This is a genomic window from Jiangella muralis (assembly GCF_001270745.1).
In the GTDB taxonomy this organism is placed as follows: Bacteria; Actinomycetota; Actinomycetes; order Jiangellales; family Jiangellaceae; genus Jiangella; species Jiangella muralis.
The window spans coordinates 173842-191252 of record NZ_KQ434753.1; the positions used below are offsets into that span (position 1 = coordinate 173842).

General features: G+C 73.7%; 9 protein-coding genes. 4 read left to right on the forward strand and 5 right to left on the reverse strand.

Annotated elements, in window-relative coordinates; all coding sequences use genetic code 11:
* Window positions 1-66: 66 nt before the first annotated feature.
* Window positions 67-1461: an ATP-binding protein gene (locus ACW62_RS06555; protein WP_053203285.1), complete on the forward strand. Its 1395-nt coding sequence runs from the start codon at window positions 67-69 to the stop codon at window positions 1459-1461.
* Between the two features lie 27 nt (window positions 1462-1488).
* Here the strand turns inward: ACW62_RS06555 and ACW62_RS06560 are convergent, their stop codons facing one another.
* The 4 genes from ACW62_RS06560 to ACW62_RS06575 all read right to left on the reverse strand — a co-directional run bounded on the left by ACW62_RS06560 (window position 1489) and on the right by ACW62_RS06575 (window position 9101).
* On the reverse strand, window positions 1489-2760 hold the full coding sequence (locus ACW62_RS06560) for an MFS transporter (protein WP_053203286.1): 1272 nt from the start codon (window positions 2758-2760) through the stop codon (window positions 1489-1491).
* Window positions 2761-2988: 228 nt separating this feature from the next.
* Complete coding sequence (locus ACW62_RS06565) at window positions 2989-5472, reverse strand: helix-turn-helix domain-containing protein (protein WP_053203287.1); 2484 nt, start codon at window positions 5470-5472, stop codon at window positions 2989-2991.
* 105 nt (window positions 5473-5577) lie between these two features.
* Window positions 5578-8121 (reverse strand): helix-turn-helix transcriptional regulator, encoded by a 2544-nt coding sequence (locus ACW62_RS06570; RefSeq protein ID WP_053203288.1) that lies wholly within the window; start codon window positions 8119-8121, stop codon window positions 5578-5580.
* Window positions 8118-9101: a GlxA family transcriptional regulator gene (locus tag ACW62_RS06575; protein ID WP_053203289.1), complete on the reverse strand. Its 984-nt coding sequence runs from the start codon at window positions 9099-9101 to the stop codon at window positions 8118-8120. Before ACW62_RS06575 ends, ACW62_RS06570 begins: the two co-directional genes overlap by 4 nt.
* Before the next feature lie 70 nt (window positions 9102-9171).
* Between ACW62_RS06575 and ACW62_RS06580 the strand changes: the two genes are divergently transcribed.
* Genes ACW62_RS06580 through ACW62_RS06590 form a run of 3 tightly spaced genes read left to right on the forward strand, consistent with a single transcriptional unit; the run spans window position 9172 to window position 12211 of the window.
* Window positions 9172-9759, forward strand: a complete 588-nt coding sequence (locus ACW62_RS06580) for a DJ-1/PfpI family protein (RefSeq protein WP_053203290.1) — start codon at window positions 9172-9174, stop codon at window positions 9757-9759.
* Window positions 9760-9785: 26 nt separating this feature from the next.
* Window positions 9786-10556: a cyclase family protein gene (locus tag ACW62_RS06585; RefSeq protein ID WP_053203291.1), complete on the forward strand. Its 771-nt coding sequence runs from the start codon at window positions 9786-9788 to the stop codon at window positions 10554-10556.
* An 8-nt stretch (window positions 10557-10564) separates the two neighbouring features.
* On the forward strand, window positions 10565-12211 hold the full coding sequence (locus ACW62_RS06590) for a thiamine pyrophosphate-binding protein (protein ID WP_053203292.1): 1647 nt from the start codon (window positions 10565-10567) through the stop codon (window positions 12209-12211).
* Between the two features lie 67 nt (window positions 12212-12278).
* Here the strand turns inward: ACW62_RS06590 and ACW62_RS06595 are convergent, their stop codons facing one another.
* Window positions 12279-16583 (reverse strand): LamG-like jellyroll fold domain-containing protein, encoded by a 4305-nt coding sequence (locus ACW62_RS06595; RefSeq protein ID WP_053203293.1) that lies wholly within the window; start codon window positions 16581-16583, stop codon window positions 12279-12281.
* Window positions 16584-17411 lie beyond the last annotated feature (828 nt).

Below are 17411 nucleotides of genomic sequence, written 5' to 3' on the forward strand. Positions count from 1 at the left end.
CGCCTCCCCGCCTAGTCTGGCGCACGCTCGCACTCGAACCTACTCTAAAAATATTAGAGTAGGTCCATGTGCGCGGCGGAGTTGGACCAGGCACTGACGCTCCCTCCTGAGCAAGCGGCTGCCCAGCTCGCCACCATGCCCGAGGGGCAGTGGTTCGAGCGCAAGTCCGGGCGGGTATCTCCCAAGGACCTCGCACGGGCCATCGTCGCGTTCGCCAACGCCGAGGGGGGCTGCATCGTGGTCGGCCTCCATGACGGTGCCGTCGACGGCGTCGACGCCACCAGGTTCAATGACCTCAAGCAGACCGCGCATGACCACATCGAGCCGGTCCCCCGCGTCAGCATGGAGGAGTTCGACAGCGGTGCCGGTCGACAGCTCCTGCTGATCCGGATCGATCCGGGGCAGGTCGTCCATCAGCACCGCGGCGGCGAATGCTACCTGCGCGTCGGAGACGAGTCCCGTCGACTGGGCTTCCGTGAACGCCAGGAACTGGAATATGACCGTGGGACGGCGCCGTATGACGGAACCCCGGCCGCAATTGCTGCTTCGGAGCTCGCACCTGAGCAGTTGGAGTACTACCGGGCGGCGATCGGTGCTCGTTCGCTGGAGAGCATGCTGGCGGCTCGCAGCCTGGTCGACCACCGCCGGCGACTGACCATCGCGGCCTATCTCCTGTTCGCCGACCATCCACAGCTGCTGCTCCCCCACGCCCACGTCCGGGTGCTCCGGTACGCGGAATCCGAGCGTGGCACCGGGATCAGGCAAGGACTCGCGCACGAAGAGCGTTTCGAGGGAAGCCTGCCGGTCCAGCTCGAGCAGGCTCAGCAGGCGATCGAGAACATCATTCCCACCCGCCGACGACTGGCCCCGTCAGGACGATTCGAGCCGACACCGATCATCCCGCGCGATGCGTGGCTGGAGGGGCTCGTGAACGCCGTCGTGCATCGCTCCTACAGTGCTGCCGGCGATCACATCCGGGTGGAGATCTTCCCCGATCGGGTCGAGATCAGCAGCCCTGGCAGGTTCCCCGGGCTCGCGGACCCGACGTCCCCGCTGACGATCACGCGATATGCCCGCAACCCCCGTATCGCCCGTGTCTGTTCCGACCTCGGCATCGCCCAGGAGCTCGGCGAGGGCATCCGCCGGATCTTCGACGAGGTGCGGTCCGCTGGACTGACTGACCCGATCTACAGCCAGCACCAGGCGTCGGTACGCCTGGTGCTGTCGGCAGCCGATGCCATCCCGGCCGAGGTGCGTGAGCGACTACCGCGGGGCGCCCTCGCGGTGCTGGACGCGATGCGACGGGCCAATCGGCCGCTTGGCACGGGACAGGTCGAGGAACTCGTCGGAATCACACGTCCGACGGCTCTCCGGCAGCTGCGGGCGCTCCAGGATGAACGGTTGGTCCGCTGGGAAGGGAACAGTTCGAAGGACCCACGGGCAACCTGGCGACTCCGCTGACGCAGAGGCGCTGCAACTCGTCGGGTGTCAGGTGGCCTCACCGCCTCCCCGCCCAGTCTGGCGCACTCGGGTGACGAGGACGGCGGAGGCGGCGACGCTGACCAGCGCGACGGCGAACAGCGCCCGGTAGCCGCCGAAGACGGTGATGACCAGCGCGGCGATCGGCGGCGCGACCGTCTGCGGCACGTTGACGGCGACGTTGAACAGCCCGAGGTCCTTGCCGGCGGCCGCCTCGGGGTCCGGCAGCACGTCGATCGCCAGTGCGTTGCCGCAGGCCAGGTACAGTCCACCGGCCAGACCCTGAACCGCCGCGAACACCGCCACCGCGGCCGTCGTCGCGGACGCCAGCGGCACCGCCAGCGCCACGCCGAGGATCGCGGCCGCGGCCACCAGGAACGCCGTGCGCCGGCCGGTCCGGTCGCTCCACCAGCCGCCCACCAAGACCCCGGCCACCGTCGTCGCGAAGCCGAGCACCGTCAGCAGCCCGATCAGCCGGTTGGCGTCGTCGCGGCCGAGCCCCACATAGTCCGTGAGGATGTACAGCTGGTAGGTCAGGATCAGCTGGTAGCCGAGCACGAACAGCAGCCGCGACCCGAACACCCAGAGGAAGTCGGCGTGCTCGCGCGGCCGCTGCCAGAACCCGCGCAGCAGCTCCCGCCGCCCGCCGTCCCGCGGTGGCGCCGGGCCCGGCCGGTCGACCAGCACGAACACCGCGGCCGCCGCGACCACCGAGAGGCCCAGCACGGTGTAGGCGACCGGCCGGTGCTGGACCGCCAGCGGGCCTGCGAACGCCGTCCCCGCGGCCGCCCCGGCCATTCCGCCGCCGGCCAGCACCGCCGACGCGCGGCCGCGCCGGGCCCGCGGGACGCGGTCGGCCAGCGTCGCCGCCGCCGCGACGTCGGTGCCGTTGAGCGCGAACTGGATGACCACCCAGAACACGCAGATCCACGCGACCGAGCCGAGCCCGCCCAGGCCCAGCAGGAACCCGGCGGCCACGACGGCGCCGCCGAGCAGCCACGGCGCGCGGCGGCCCAGGCGGCCCCGCGTGCGGTCGCTGAGCGCGCCGACCAGCGGCTGGGCCACGATGGTGAACCCGAACGACACCGACGTGACGATGGCCAGGTTGGTGACCTTGCGGTCCGGGTCGATCGCCTCGACGTGGTTCGGCAGCAGCACCGCCAGCAACGCGGCGTAGTTCGCGACGACGGCGAACATGACCAGCGCCAGCGACGGCAGCAGCGCCCGCGTGGCGGCCGGCGTGGCAGCCTGCGGTCGGGCGAGGGCGTCGGGCGCGGCCACGTCGGCTCGTCTCGTCGGGGTGCGGGGTCCGGACGATCATGGACGCGGCGGCTTGGGCCCGCAACCCGAACCGGTGGTCGCTCGCCGGGCCTCGGTTGCGCGATGTCGAACACGCGGCCTGCTACGTGGACCCCGCCCGGCCGGGAGGGCCATCCCACCCTACGGGCGGGCACCGACAGTCTGGGCCGACCGCCCGCCACCAACGATCCGAACCGGCGCCGGCCGGCCTCAGTCGCCGGGCAGCAGGCCGAAGCGCCGGGCCCGCAGCAGGGCGGCGTCCCGGCCGGTCACGCCGAGCGCCGCGTACAGCGACCGCAACTCCTCCTCCACCACGCTGGGCGCCATGACCAGCGCGTACGAGATGGCGGCGGCGTCCTCGTGCCGGGTCAGCGCTCGCAGGACCGCCTGCTGACGCTCGGTCAACGTCACCAGCTCCGCCCGCGCCGGATACGCCGGACGGGTCGCCAGCACGGCCGGGTCCAGCGCGATCCCGGCCCGCTTCGCCAGCACGTCACGCAGCGCGTCCGGCAGCAGCGTGAACGAGCGCAGCGCACCGGTGCGGGCAGCGAGCGCGGCGGCCCGGCCGAACGAGTGGTCCGCGGTCCCCGGCGACCCGAGCGCCTCGGCTGCGGCGGCCTCGATCAGCAGCAGCTCGATCCGGTCCCGCGGCGTCGTCTCCGGCGCCCACGCCGCCGCGCCGGCCGTGTGGCCGGCCCGGGCCGGCTCGCCGCGCAGCAGGTGGAACCGGGCCAGTGGCACCGCGGTCCAGGCGGCGTCCGGCCCGGCCGCCCGCAGCAGCGTGTCGACGCGGTTCAGCTCGCCCAGGGCGAGCAGTAGCTCGGCCCGGCACCGGTCGACGATGCGGGCGGCGAGGCCGTCGGAGGGCACCGGGTTGACGGCGGCGGATCGCTCGGCGTCGGCCAGGGCCAGCAGCGGGTCGCCGAAGCTGAGGGCGTACTGGGTCCGCGCGGCGACCGCGAACGGCCACAGCTCGGCCTGCCCTGTGTCGTCCTCGGCCCGCTCCAGGTGGGCGCGGGCTGCGGCGCCGTCCAGCCGGTCCGCGGCGACGAACGCGGCGGCCAGCTGCGCGGGCAGCCGGACCAGGTACTCCAGCCAGCGGGCCGGCGCGGCGTGCCGCTCGTGCACGTCCAGCCAGTACCGGGCGTCGACGGTGGCGCCGGTGGCCGCGTGCAGCAGCGCGAGGTCGGCGGCGATGTGCGCGGTGACGGGGTGCGCGGCGACGTCGTGGGCGGCGGCGTAGGCCTGCGTCCCGGCGGCGACGGCGCGCGGCCCGTTCCCGCCGAGCAGCAGCGCCTGCGCGGACTGGTGCAGCGCCCACGCCCGGTGCATCGGCCAGACGTCGCCGTCGCGGCCGGTCAGTTCGCGCTCCAGCCGGGCGGCGCCGGCGGCGGCGCGCTCGTAGCGTCCGTCCAGACGGTCGGCAACGATCCCGATCGACAGCAGGTGCAGCTGCCGGTCGCTGGGCCGTCCGGGCGTCATCTCCTCCGCCCGCAGCAGCTGCTCGCCGTCCGCCCGGAACGCGCTGGCCAGCGCCTGCAGCGTCCGCACGCCCGGCGGGTGGGACGTCAGGATGCGGGCGGCCGCGGCCGGCAGCCGCAGGTCCGCGACCTCGTGCGGCACCCGCGCGGGCAGCCCGCCGAACGCGGCGACGAGGTCGTCGGACCGCTCGGTGAGCAGCGTCAGCCCGGCCGCGTTCCACACCCGCGCCAGCAGCGGCCAGTCGCCGGCGGAGCGCGCGTGCCGAGCGGCCGGACCCGGCGCACCGGCGTCGAGCAGCGCGCGGGCGTACCGGCGGTGCCAGGCGGCCGGCTGCTCCGGCTCGGCGGCGGCCAGTTCGGCCACCAGCGCGCCGCGCAGCACCGGCGGCAGCGACCACGCGGCGCCGCCGCTGCCCTCGCCGCTGACGCGGGCCTCGCGGCCACCGTCCCCACCCTCCGACGTCGCGCGCGGCCCGGCGTCCACCCCTCCCGGCCGGGTGGGCCTCAAACCTACGCCCGCCCACCGACAACCGGCCGCCAGCGCCCGCAGCTCCCCCGCCAGGTCGTCCCCGACGCCGACGGCGCGCAGGTGGACGGGGGTGATCGGGTCCGCGAGCGCCAGCCGGGACGCGGCCCCGCGGACCGCGGAGGGCAGCCCGTCCAGCACAACCGCCCGCACGTAGTCGGAGGCCGCGCGCCGCCCGTCCTCCGCCGTCGGCGCGTCGATCATCAGCCGAGCCGGGAGCAGCCAGCCGCGAGTGTGCTCGTGGACGGCGGCCGTGCCGCGCTCGCCCCACGCCGCCGCGAACTCGTCCGGCGTGGCCAGCAGCTGCGCGCCCGTCAGCTGCGTGACCTCCAGCCCGGCCCGGTGCGCGGCGGTGACCAGGGACAGCGGACGGCGGCCACACACCACCAGCCGCACGTGCGGCGCCCGGGCCAGCGCGGCGGCGACGGCGTCCGGCTCGGGCAGGTCGTCGCCGCGGTCGACGACGAGCACGGTCTCGCCCGCGGCGGCGATGGCGCCCGGCAGGCCGACGGGGTCGTCGATCCAGGTCACCGCGGTTCCGGCCGCCGCGCGAACCGACACCCACTCGGCCACCAGCGCGGTCTTGCCGGTCCCGGGCAGGCCGACGATCGCCCGGAGCGCGGCCGGGCGGTCGAGGCGTTCGAGCAGCCGGTCCCGTGGCACCCGGCCGTCCGTGCGTCGTTCCACCCGTCCCCTCGCGCTCTCTGCTCCCGTCGTGCGGGTTCCAGAGCAGCAGAGGTCGCGGGGTGGGCCGGGCCCGGTCTCGCGGATATCCCCCCGGTTCTTACCCCCTCAGAGCAGGCCGCGACGACGCGCCTCGGCCACCGCGTCGTCGCGGCCGGACACGTCGAGCTTGCGGTAGATGGCACGGCACTGGCTCTTCACGGTGCCCGCGGCGACGCCGAGCCGGCCGGCGATGACCGGCAGCGTGTCGGACGTCGCCAGCTCGGCCAGCACGGCCGCCTCGCGCCGCGTCAGCGACACCAGCGCGTCGGGCTCGGGGAACAGCGCCGGGAAGCGGGCGACGTCGGCGCGCAGCTCGGCGCCGTCCGGGATCGCCGCCACCAGGGTGCGGAAGTCCGAGCGGGGCATCGCGGCGAACGGGCTGCGCAGCCCGGTGTCGCCGGACAGCGCGACGGCACCGGCGAAGTCCCGCGCGGCCGCGGCCGGATCGCCGGAGCGCAGCCGCGCCGACGCGGCGATCAGGGTCAGGTGCAGGCGGTCGCGCGGGGTGCCACGATGCTCGTGTTCCGGCGCGGCGGTGATGCCCAGCGCGCGGGCGTGGTCGCCGTCCAGCAGCAGGCCGCGTGCCTTGGCGACGGCCAGCCGCGGGTACGGCCGGATGCGCCGCGACGGGATCAGCCGGCGGGCCTCGGCCGGCCGGCCCGCGGCCAGCAGCAGCTCGGCCCGCTGCGCCGTCAGCATGGCCCGCATCGCCGCGCCGAGCGGCTTGCGACTCTTGTCGTCCAGCCCGGATTCCAGCAGCCGCAGCGCCTCGGCCGGCCCGTCGGCGTGCCAGCACTGCAGTGCCCGGGCGTGCAGCACCAGCGGCCACCACTCCATCGTCGGCCAGTGCGGCAGCACCTGCGCGAGCGCGTCGGCGGCGGCGTCCGGACGGTGGTCCTCCAGGTGCACGTAGGCGGCGCCGACGTGCTTGGGGATCGCGTAGAAGCCGGCGTTGAAGAACCGCGGCAGGCCCGGCTCGACCAGCTCGGCCAGCGCCGCGCGGGCCAGCGTGACGCGCCCGGCGGTGGCGTGCGCGAGCACCGTCAGCGACTCCGGGTGCAGCGCGCCGCTGCCACGGACCGGACCGGCCGTCCGATCGGCCAGCGCGCGGACGGCGTCGTCGACGCGGTCCAGCAGCAGATGCGTCGACGCGGTCTGGGTGACGATGAGCGGACGCAGATGGTCCAGCTCGCCGGTGGGGTCGGCGGCCCGCGGCAGCATGCCGTGCAGACGGCGAAGCGCGGGCTGCACCAGCTCGTCGCGGCCGGCGAAGCGCAGGCCGAGCGTGAGCATGCCCTGGATCCACACGTGGTCGACGCTGACGCGGCCATGCCTGGACAGCCGCTGCCACTCCGCCGTCGCGACCCCGGCGGTGAGCATCCGGACCGCCTTCGCGACGTCGCCGACCGCGTAGTGCGCCACCCCGACGAACAGCGCGAGCAGCGGCTGCGCCCGGAGCACCTGCCTGGGCACGTCGGCGCGGCGCACCCAGTGCTTGTCGAGGCCACCGGCGACCTCGCGGAACGCCTGCCCGAGGTGGGTGCGGGCGCGCTGCCACTCCTGCGCGACGACGGCGGACTCGAACGCCGCCGCGCGCTCGCCGCGGTCCTCGTACCAGTCGACCAGCCGACGGTGCGCGTCCCGCAGGCGGTCGTCGTCCAGGCGCCGGCGCAGGGCGTCGCGGACCAGCGGCTGCAGCCGGAACCGCGGCTCGCCCAGGCCGTCCTCCCAGCCACCCAGCCCGCGGTCCTCGACGACGGCCAGGAGCGGGTGGTCGTCGAGGTCGACGCCGAGCAGCTCCGCCTGCCGCACGCCGACGCCGTCGACCACGGACAGCAGCACCAGGTCGTCGAAGCCGGGCAGCCCTTCGAGGTCGCCGACCAGCATCCGCTGCAGCCGCGACAGCGTGTCGTTCTCGCTGGGCGCCGGCCACGGGTGCTCGCGCTGCGGCCGGAGCCCGGCGCGGACCGCGAGCGGCCAGCCGTCGCTCGTCTCGTGCAGCGCCGCGACCTGCTCGGTGGTCAGCGGACTGCGCAGTTCGACGGCCAGCCGGGCGGCCTCGTCGGCGGTGAAGGCGAGCTGTCTCGGCCCGACGGTGACGGCGTCGACGCTCAGCTCCGTCGCGGGGTCCGTCAGCTCGCCGTCGCGGCGCGTGCCGACCGCGAGCTGGAGCCGGGCGGTGTGCCGGACCAGCCGCAGCAAGTCGCGCTCCACCCGCGGATCGACCTGCTCGGCGGCGTCGACGACCAGCGTGAGCGGCCGGTCCGCGGCGTCGAGCAACGGCGGGAGCAGTGTCGGCAGGTGCCCGACCGCGTCGGCGCCGACCTCCACGCCGGCCAACTCCGGGTACACCGTCCCCAGCAGCGCGACCACCCGCGACCAGAACCCCAGCCGCGTCGCGCACTCGTCGTCGGCGGTGACCCAGACCGTCGCGGACCCGGCCGGGCGGCCGCAGGCCCACTGCGCCAGTAGCGCCGTCTTCCCGTAGCCGGCCGGCGCCCGGACGACCCGAAGCGGGAGTTCGCCGTCGCCGAGCGCGGCCAGCAGCCGCGGCCGGCTCAGGTGGTCGCGCGACAGCCGCGGCACACCGGCGGTGCTGCCCGCGCTCACGCCGGGACCTGCTGGAACGTCCGCCGGTAGCGCAGCGGGCTGGTGCCGAGGAGGCGGGCGAAGTGCTGGCGCAGCGACGCCGACGTGTGGAAGCCGGCCCGCCGGGCCACCTCCTCGACCGGGAGCGACGTGGTCTCCAGCAGCTCGCGGGCGTGGTCGACGCGTTGGCGGATCAGCCACTGCAGCGGCGTGGTGCCGCACTCGGCGCGGAACCGGCGGACGAGCGTGCGGGTGCTCATGGCGGCGTGCCGGGCGATGTCCGTGAGCTGGTGGTCGTCGGCGAGGCTGCCGCGCAGCCAGGCCAGCGTGGGCTCCAGCGTCGTCCCGCCGGGCTCGGCGCCCGCGGCCGGGTGGTACTGCGCCTGGCCGCCCTCGCGGTGCGGCGGCATGACGATGCGCCGGGCGACGTAGCCGGCGGCGGCCGCGCCGTGGTCGCGGCGGACGAGGTGCAGGCACAGGTCCAGCCCGGCGGCGACGCCCGCAGCGGTGAGCACGTCGCCGTCGTCGACGAACAGCACGCCCGGATCGACGCGCACCGACGGGTGCCGCGCGGCGAGCTCGTCGGCGTGCGCCCAGTGCGTCGTCGCCCGGCGGCCGTCCAGCAGGCCGGCGGCCGCGAGCAGGTAGGCGCCGGTGCAGATCGAGGCGATGCGGGCGCCGCGGGCGTGCGCGGCGCGGAGGGCGTCGACGACGTCCGCGGACGGGGTGGCCCCCGACTCCGCCGCCGGGACGATGACGGTGCCGGCGGTGGCGACGACGTCCAGGCCCTGCAACCCGGTGATCGCGAACGCGGCCCCGCCCGACGCCGTCGCCGCCAGCTCCGGGTGCGGCGCCCCGACGCGGACGTCGTACAGGCGGCCGTCGGCGGTCAGCCGGGCGTGGCGGTGGCCGGCCGCCCGCGCCGTCGCGAACACCTGAAACGGGATGGCCAGCTCGAGCGCCACCACGCCCGGCAACGCGAGCACCACGACGCTGTGCATGGCGTGAATCTATCGAAGCGTGGCATTCCTGCCGTGGCGACGCCGCCGCGCGGCCGCGAAGACTGTGCGCATGCGAGCCGAGGTGTTGATGTACGACGGGATCGCCGAGATGGACGCGCTGCTGACGTACGACGTGCTGGCGCGGGCCCGGCTGCTCGGCGTGGACGTGTCGCCGGTGCTGGTGACCGCGGACGGGGCCGCGGAGGTGACCGGCTGTTACGGGACGCGGTTCGCCGGCCTGAGCGCCTGGGACCCGTCCCGCGCCGACGCGCTGCTCGTCGCCGGTGGCTGGGACTTCGACGTGATCGAGGCCAGCCGGCTGCCAGGGCAACTGCGGGAGTTCAAGGAGCGGGCGGGCGAGCGGCTGCTGCTGGGCGGCATCGACTCGGGAGCGGTGCTCTTCGGCGCGGCCGGCCTCATCGACGGCCGCCCCGCGACGACCTACCGCTTCGACATGGAGTACCTCGCGAAGTGGGCCGAGGTGATCGACGCCCGCATCGTCGACGACGGCGACCTCGTGACGTCCGGCAGCGGCTGGCTGGCCGGGCTGGACCTCGGCCTGTACCTGGTGGCGGAGCGGCTGGGCGCGCCGCACGTCGCGGTCGAGATCGAAGGCCGCATCGGCCACGATCGCCGCGGCACCGTCTGGCGCCGCTGACCGCGTCGCGGCTGTACCGTCGGTCCATGTCCGTTCTGTCCGGCCTCATCGAGGCACTCGTGTCCGGCCGCGTCGAGATCGTCGACCTCACCGCGCCGCTGTCCGACCAGACGCCGATTCTCGAGTTGCCACCCGAGTTCGGCCAGACCGCACGGTTCGAGCTCGAAGAGATCAGCCGGTACGACGACCGCGGGCCGGCCTGGTACTGGAACAACTTCCGCACCGGCGAGCACACCGGCACCCACTTCGACGCGCCCGCCCACTGGGTCACCGGCAAGGACCAGGCCGCCATCGACGCCGTGCCGCTGACGTCGTTCGTGGCCCCGGCCGTGGTGCTGGACGTCACGGCGCAGGTCGCCGCGGACCCCGACTTCCTCATCGAGATCGATCACCTCCGGGCGTTCGAGGCGGAGCACGGCGCCCTGCCGGACGGCGGCTGGCTGCTGTGCCGCACGGGCTGGTCGGCCCGCACGACCCAGGCGGAGATGATCAACAACACCGCCACCGGCCCCAGCAGCCCCGGCATGTCGGCCGACTGCGCCCGCTGGGTGGCCGAGGAGTCGCCGCTGCAGGGCATCGGGGTCGAGACGGTGGGCACCGACGCGGGCGCCGCGCACTCGTTCGAGCCGGCCTTCCCGTGCCACGCCTACCTGCTGGGCAACGGCAAGTACGGCCTGGCCCAACTGCAGAACCTCGACCGCCTGCCGCCGACCGGAGCGGTGGTCGTCGCGGCGCCGCTGCGCATCGTCGGCGGCTCCGGATCGCCGGCCCGCGTGCTGGCGCTCACCGAGCGCTGACCGCCGCCATGCTCGTCTCCGAGGCAGTCGGGCGCGCGCTGGTCGACGCCGGCATCGACCACGTCTTCGGCGTGGTCGGCTCCGGGAACTTCCACGTGACCGTCGCGATGTCGGCCGCCGGCGCACGGTTCGTCGCGGCCCGGCACGAGGGCGGCGCCGCCACCATGGCCGACGCCTACGCTCGCACGTCGGGCGGCCCGGCCGCGCTCAGCGTCCATCAGGGCTGCGGCCTGACGAACGCGATGACCGGAATCACCGAGGCCGCCAAGTCCCGCACGCCGCTGGTCGTCGTCGCCGCCGAGGTGACGCAGCCGCGGTCGAACTTCTACGTCGACCAGGACGCTCTGGCCCGCGCCGTCGGGGCTGTGCCGCTGCGGATCACGTCCGCGCAGACCGCCGCGAGAGAAGCCGTCGATGCCGTCCACACCGCCGTGCACCAGCGCCGCGCCGTCGTGCTCAACCTGCCGCTGGAACTCCAGGCGCTGGACGCCGTGGACACCGCGCCGCCGCCGCTGCCGTCCGCACCCGAGCCGCCGCGCCCGGCCACCGCCGACGTCGCCCGGCTGACGGCGGCGCTCGAGGACGCCCGGCGGCCGGTGTTCGTGGCCGGGCGAGGCGCCCGGTCCGCGGCGGCGCGGACGGCCGTCCTGGCGCTGGCCGAGCAGCACGGCGCGCTGCTGGCGACGTCCGCCGTCGCGAAGGGACTGTTCCACGACGAGCCGTGGTCGCTCGACGTCTCCGGCGGGTTCTCGTCCCCACTCGCCGCCGAACTGATCGCCGGCGCCGACCTGATCGTCGGGTGGGGCTGCGCGCTGAACATGTGGACGATGCGGCACGGCCGGCTGATCGCGCCCGGCGCGACGGTCGTGCAGGTCGACGACACCCCGGAGGCGATCGGCGCGCACCGGCAGCTCGGCTTCGGCGTGCTCGGCGACGTCGGCGCGACGGCGCGGGCGCTGCTGACCGCCCCGGCCGGAGCCGGCGAGGCGACCGGCCGCGGGTACCGGACGCCGGAGGTCGCCCAGCGGCTGGCCACGCAGCTGCGCTGGCGCGACGTCCCGTACGACGACCTCACCGGCGCCGGCCGGATCGACCCGCGCACGCTGACCATCGGGATGGACGACCTGCTCCCCGCCGAGCGCGTCGTCAGCGTCGACTCGGGCAATTTCATGGGCTACCCGAGCATGTTCCTCTCCGTTCCCGACGAGCGCGGGTTCTGCTTCACCCAGGCCTTCCAGTCCATCGGCCTGGGCCTGTCGACCGCGATCGGCGCCGCGCTGGCCCAGCCGGACCGGCTCCCGGTGGCCGCGCTGGGCGATGGTGGCGCGCTGATGATGGCGGCCGAGCTCGACACGGTGCGCCGCCTGCGGCTGCCGATGGTCGTGGTGGTCTACAACGACGACGCCTACGGCGCCGAGGTACACCACTTCGCGCCGACGGGGCAGGACCTCAGCTCGGTGACCTTCCCCGAGACCGACATCGCGGCCATCGCCCGCGGGTACGGGTTCACCGCCATCACCGTCCGGGCGCCGGACGACCTGGCCGGTGTGCGGCATTGGCTGGACGGACCCCGCGACACCGCCCTGCTCGTCGACGCCAAGATCGTGAGCAGCGAGCCGTCGTGGTGGCTCGAGGAGGCGTTCCGCGGCCACTGACCGCGTGGCCGCACGGAACGGCCGCGGGTGAGCCACCGAGCGGTGGCTCACCCGCGGCCGAGACCGGTCAGCCTCCGGCGTCGGCCTGGCGTCCCAGCGTGTAGTGCTGCTGGACCCGCTCCGCCGTCAGGGCGTGGTCGTACACGGCGACCTCGTCGAGCACGCCGCGCAACCGGGCGCCGGCGTCATCGCCTCGGGCGCCCAACTTGAGGTCGGTCATCCCGTCGACCGGATCGAAGGTGGTGGCCACCGAGCCGTCCAGTTCCCCGTCGAGGTACACGGAGAGGCTGGTGCCGTCGTAGACCGCGACCACGTGGTGCCATTCGTCCGGCATCACGACGGACTGGCCGGTCACGGACGCGAGCTGGCCGTCGCCGCCGAGGGTGAAGGCGCTCAACCGGCCTCCGGGTGTCACCCGCAGCAGGTAGCCGTTGAAAGCAGGGGCGTCGTACTTCTCGACCAGGCCGTACTGCCCGCACACATCGTCGAGGTTCACCCACGCTTCGAGCGTGAACTGCCCGGTCGGGCTCAACGATTCGGAGTCCGGCACGGAGACGTAGCCACCCATGAACTGGGCGGCGGTGTCCGGGTCGCCGGCCAGGCCGCCGGGGTGACCGGGCATCACGGCGCCGGTGTAGGTGCCGTTGTTGCTCGTACCCGAGGCGTCCTGCGCCACGGTGCCGGACGACTCGCCCAGCCGCCAGTAGCCGACCGGCTGGTCGGCCATGACCTGCGCCGCGTACTCACCGGGAGCGGCCTGCGCCGCCGGACCGGCCGGCTGCAGCGACTCCGCCGGATCGGCAGCCGCCGGTTGGACGTCCCGCTCACCCGCGGTGCCGAGGATGCCCTTGACGTAGTGGGCGTCGAGCTGGTCCGCGCTCAGAGCCGTGTCGTACACCGCGACCTCGTCGATCCACCCTTCGAACAGGTCGGCGGCACCGTCGCCACGGGCGCCCACCTTCAGGCTGCCGCCCCCGTCTGTCGGCGCCGTCGACAGTGCCGTCTCGGACTGGAGCCGGCCGTCGATATACGTCCGCAGCGTCGTTCCGTCGTACACGGACGCGACGTGTTGCCACACCACCTGCCGCACGCTGCGTTCGCTGGCCGCGCCGGCACGGTACTGGTCGCCGGCGATGGAGAAGGGCTGCAGCTTGTTGCCGGCGACCAGGCGGACGCCGTAACCGTCCCGAGACGGCAGGCACTGGTCGCTCTCGTACTTCTCCACGAGGCCCTGCTGGCCGCCGGCGGTCGCCTTGACCCAGGCCTCGAGCGTGTACGGGCCGGTCAGGCTCAACGACGAGCTGTCCGGTATGTCGATGTACCCGTTGACCAGCCTGACGGCAGAACTCGGGTCGCCGGCAACGGCGCCGGGCTCCGACGTCTGCACCTGCCCGCGGAACTCACCGGTGTTGCCGGAGCCCGACGAGTCCGCCACGGCCTCGCGCGCATCGGTCTCGTCGAACCGCCAGAAGCCCACCGGCTGGGCCTGTTCCACCAGGTCCGCATAGCTGCCGTCAGCCGGCACGGCGACGCGGAGGTCGACGGTGGCGGTCTGTTCGGCACCTCGATAGGGCTTGGTGACGAGGGTCAGCTCGTAGCTCCCCGGTGCTGCGCCACGCGGCACCGTGACCGTGAGCGGCAGCCTCGTCCACGCGAGTTCGCCCGCACTGTCGACGTCGAACCGCAGCTTGCTCCGGGATGCGCTCCACCCGGCCGGCACCTCGACGTCCACGATTCCACGGACCTCCTGCGGCCCCAGCGCCTCGACGTCGAGCTCGAGCTCCACCGTCTCCCCGGGTTCGACCAGCGTGCGCTCGGGGTCGACGGACGCCACGGCGGCGTACGACGCAGAGCTGACAGGGGTCGTCTCGTAGCCGGCCTCGACGGTCACCGGCTCGCGCACCGCGCCGAGCCGCACCGACTCCGAGGCGGCGTCGAACGGCACCGACGCACCGTCGACCGTCACCTGCGTGAGCCGATGGCCGGCGGGGGCACGCAGGTGCACCGTGACCTCCGCGGCGCTCGCTCGTCCTTCTTCGACCGCCGGCGGCTCGATCCGGGCGGTCACGGACCCGTCGTCCAGGTTCGACGTCACCTCGAAGGCGATCGGGCCGAACGACGACGGCAGGTCGCGCACCGCGAACCGCTCGCCGTCGCGGAGCCAGTCGCGCGGCGTCGCGGGGGCGATGTGCAACTCGGTCGGCAGGCCGGCGGAATCGACGTCCTCCCGCACCAGCATCAGCCGCAGGGCCTTCAGGTAGGTCGCGTTGTTCGGCGAGAGGGGCGGCAGGTACTGCGACCGGTAGTACTCGCCCAGCTGCGGACACGGCGACACCGTCGCGCCCTCACCGGCGACGAACGTGTTCGGGGTGAAGTTGTGCGCCAGCATGCCGTAGAAGCTCAGGCCCAGTCGGTCGGCGTCCTCGGAGTCGGCGAGGAACCGTCCGAGCGAGTACCCGTACTGCTGGTCGATCCCGGTCGACTTGTATCCGGGCGAAGATGGCCACCACGGAGCGCCCTTCGTGTGGCACATCCCGGGATCGCCGCCGGCCAGGTTGAACCGGACCATCCCGAGGAACATCGAACCGTGCCGGTTCAGGTACTCGCGCAGCCCGGTCGCCGTCGGTTCATCCGGCGGCAGAATGCCGGTGGCGAGCGCGTACGGCATGATCAGGTTCCAGTAGCTGCCCAGCGTCGTGTCGGTCAGTCGCTCATACGGTTGCTCCGGGTTGTCGTGAAGCAGCCCGATCGGGACGAAGATCGTGCCGTCCGGCAGCGTGGTCTTCGACCGGTCGATCGCGTCCACCAGGGCATCCTGGAGCTCGTCGGCCTCCTGGGTGAAGGCGTCCGCCTCCGCGGACCTGCCCATGAGCCGCAGCGCGACGCCCAGGTCGCGCATGCCTCGCCACGCCTCCGACTGGTGGTGGATGCCGTACACGGGCTCGGGGATGTCGCTGGCGTACCTCGCCTTGGCGAGCAGTCCATGCGGATCGGCATCGCGTTGTCTCGCGAACTCGGCACGCCACGACTCGAAGGTCTCCAGCCGCTCCTCGATCAGGGAACCGTCCTTGGTCTGCAGGTAGTGGTTGGCCGCGACCTGCATCTTGATCCCGCGCTCCCAGGTCGTGAAGAAGGCGCCCCCTTGGCCGCGGTCCATGAGCTCGTCCAGGTTCTCCCGGAAGCGATCCTCGTAGCCGAAGTCGCCCAGCGAGGTGACGGTCGCGGCGACCTCCGGGACGAACGCGAAGGTCTCGCTGGGCTCCTCGTAGGCGTTGCCCACGGTGAGGTTGAAGCCCATCACGAGGTTGGTGAGCAGGGTGTTGCGCATCGCGTCGGCCGCGTACGACTCGGGCAGCTCGATCTGGGCTCCGGACTCGAGGAGCGTCCGCCAGTACTCGCTCACCTGCTCGCGCGTCTGCTCGAAGACGGTCTCGGAGGCCTCCGCTCCGGGCAGGTCGGCCGGCTCGTTGGCGACGATCAGGTAGACGCTGGCCGGCCCGTCGCTGAGGTCCAGGTCGACGTCGAGCGACGGCGACGCCCAGGTCGCGTCACCGCTGTAGGCGAGAATCACCTTGCCATCGACGCTCACCTGGCCGTCGCCCGCCACGGCACCATCGACACCGGCGGTGTCGACCGAGACCCGCAGGTGGCCGTCCGCCGCCCCATCGGCTCCGGACGCGTCGGCGGTGAAGCGGATCATGCTCACCAGCGGCCCACCGGGCTCCAGCGTCGCGGTGAACGACTCCCGCTCGTAGGCCACGCCCTGCGCATCCGTGTAGCGGTTGAGGAGGATCGGGAGGTAGCCGTCTCGCAGTTCCGGTTCGTCCGACCGCGCCTCGGCCGCGCCGAACCGCTCTTCGCCGTCGGGTCCGACGGCGAACGTCACGCGCTGCGACGCGCGCGCGTCAGACCACTGGCTCAACAACTCGCTGCCATCGGCCACGTGCAGGCTGAAATCGCGTTGGGCGCTCCACTCGTGCGGATCCGGCGCCGGGTAGGTGAGCGGCAGGTAGTACCACGGCGACTCGGCGACCGTGGGCCCACCGTGGTTCACCGGCACGAGCAAGGGCTTCACGTTCTCCAGCGTCGGCCCGTTCGGCAGGGCGAGGAGACGCTCACCCCAGTGATCGGCGCCTTGCTCGAGCGCATGGTCGACCCGGTCGGCATAGTGCTCCGGCAGGGTCAACGCGCCCTCCTGCCCGTCCCCCATGCTCTCGGCTGCCGCCGTCAGCGGAACCGAACGCGGCCGCACATCCCCGCCGAGCGGAGGCGCCATCGGCCCGGCAGCCTCCGCGTGATCGTCCGGGCCGGCGGGGGACGGCGGCACCGCCCAGCCCGCACCGACGGTGCCGAGGGCGAGGGCCGTAGCCACCAGACCCGCGACAACTGCGGTCCCACGACGCATCGGGGATAACAAGACCATCAGCGCTCACCTCGTTCTGTCGCCACATGGAAGCCGGACCGGCAAACCGCCGACGAGCCGGCGAGGTTCGAAATACTGGTCTAGGACGGTATGGGGATGGCTGACGTACTGTCAAGACTTCGCCGATCGCCGGAGCCTCTTGGCCACCGACCGCGCAATGGCGGAACCGAGGACGCTTCCCACCAGGGCCAGCACGGCCAGGACGCCGACCTGGGCGGATGTGGCGGGTTGCCGCCGGGCGGAGGATGCCTCCCGGCCACCGCGAACCCCCAGGCCGAGCGAGCTCGATTGACCGAGACCTGACTGGTCAAGCGGTTGTCGAGTGATTTCTGAGCGCTCGGGTGGGCGAACATCACGGGACGCGGATACAGCTGCGGTGCCCATCACCACGCAGCCCTCGCCAGGTGGATCGCCGTGTCGATCGTGCTGGCAACCGCCCCGAGATCGATGCCTTCTCCCGGCAGCTCGGCGAGCGGAGCAGGTCTCGCGTGCCAGCCAGCGGCACCCCGCCGGCTGCGATTCAGCGCCGCTCGGCGGCCTGGGCCGATACCGGTCTAGGACGGTATTGTCGCCTGGCTTCCGGGCGATGACGTCCACCATGATCATCAACCTTCTGGGCTGCTCTGACAGCCAAAAAGGTTGATGATCATGACCCCGGGCTGAGCTTCAGGGGCTCCGCCGGTCAGAGACCGCCGTACGAGTGCAGGCCGTTGAAGAGGATGTACACGCCGAAGTAGCTGAACAGCACCGTGGCGTACCCGACGAGCGCGACCACCG